The organism is Phocaeicola sp. RTP21198st1_B8_RTP21198_201120 (assembly GCF_040929485.1).
In the GTDB taxonomy this organism is placed as follows: Bacteria; Bacteroidota; Bacteroidia; order Bacteroidales; family Bacteroidaceae; genus Phocaeicola; species Phocaeicola dorei.
Window position 1 is genome coordinate 1 of the sequence record NZ_JBCOCI010000264.1, and the last position, 1,714, is coordinate 1,714.

The following is a 1,714-nucleotide window of genomic DNA, read 5'->3' on the forward strand; positions in this document are numbered from 1 at the left end:
ATGGGCAGTACCGTTTCCAGACGATGGGCGAATACCGTGCGCTCCTTTCCTTATATAATATGACGGTGGAGGAAGCGAGGGGCAACGTGCGCGGACGGGAGTATCACGGGCTGGTCTATTCCGTCACGGACGACAAGGGTAACAAGGTGGGCAACCCGTTCAAATCCTCGCTTTTCGGGAAGTCCGCAGGCTATGAAGCCGTACAGAAGAAGTTTGTCCGTTCCAAATCGGAAATCAAGGATAGGAAACTGGCAGACATGACGAAACGCACCGTCCTTTCCGTGCTGCAAGGCACTTATGACAAGGACAAATTTGTATCCCAACTCAAAGAGAAGGGCATCGACACCGTACTGCGCTACACAGAGGAAGGGCGCATCTATGGGGCTACCTTCATCGACCACCGCACGGGATGCGTGCTGAACGGTTCGCGCATGGGTAAGGAGCTTTCGGCGAATGCCTTGCAGGAACACTTCACCCTGCCATACGCCGGACAACCGCCGATACCGCTATCCATCCCTGTGGATGCTGCGGACAAGGCACACGGGCAGACCGCCTACGACAGTGAAGATATATCGGGCGGTATGGGCTTGCTCACTCCCGAAGGTCCGGCGGTAGATGCCGAGGAAGAGGCTTTCATCCGGGCGATGAAGCGCAAAAAGAAGAAAAAACGCAAGGGCTTGGGTATGTAATCAGAGTATCAACAATTAAAAAATCAATGTATGTCACAACAAGAAGACGATTTGAGGGCATTGGCGAAAATCATGGATTTTCTGCGTGCCGTGAGTATCATTTTAGTGGTCATGAACGTGTACTGGTTCTGCTACGAAGCCATCCGGCTGTGGGGCGTGAACATCGGCGTGGTGGACAAAATCCTTCTGAACTTCGACCGCACGGCGGGGCTGTTCCATTCCATTCTCTACACGAAGCTGTTTTCCGTCCTTTTGCTTGCCTTGTCCTGTCTGGGTACGAAGGGTGTCAAGGGTGAGAAAATCACTTGGGGGAGAATCTGGACAGCATTTGCCGTCGGGTTCGTGCTGTTTTTCCTGAACTGGTGGTTGCTGCCCCTGCCGCTGCCGCTTGAAGCGGTGACGGGACTGTATGTCCTTACCATTGGAACGGGCTATGTCTGCCTGTTGATGGGTGGTCTGTGGATGAGCCGCCTGTTGAAACACAATTTGATGGAGGATGTTTTCAACAACGAGAACGAGAGTTTCATGCAGGAAACGAGGCTTATCGAAAGCGAGTATTCGGTCAATCTGCCGACACGTTTCTATTACAGGAAACGCTGGAACAACGGTTGGATCAATGTAGTTAATCCCTTCCGTGCGTCCATCGTGTTGGGTACGCCGGGCAGCGGCAAGTCCTATGCCGTGGTAAACAATTTTATCAAGCAACAGATTGAAAAGGGCTTTAGTCAATACATCTACGATTTCAAGTATCCCGACCTATCTACTATTGCCTACAACCATTTGCTGAACCACCCGGACGGCTACAAGGTAAAGCCGAAGTTCTATGTGATCAACTTCGACGACCCGCGACGCTCTCATCGGTGCAATCCCATTCACCCGGATTTTATGGAAGATATTACGGATGCCTATGAGAGTGCCTACACAATAATGCTCAACCTCAATAAAACGTGGGTGTGACCTGAAAAGTCACGTAATTGATTGTTAAACAGCAATGTATATTGCAAGATTTAACCCGCTGTTCCGTC

General features: G+C 50.9%; 2 pseudogenes. Both read left to right on the plus strand.

Going from position 1 to position 1,714, the window contains the following annotated elements:
• Window positions 1-689 (plus strand): annotated as a pseudogene (locus AB5935_RS25230) (relaxase); the annotation flags it as partial.
• A gap of 30 nt (window positions 690-719) precedes the next feature.
• Window positions 720-1,643, plus strand: a pseudogene (locus tag AB5935_RS25235) (YWFCY domain-containing protein); the annotation flags it as partial.
• Between the last annotated feature and the right edge of the window lie 71 nt (window positions 1,644-1,714).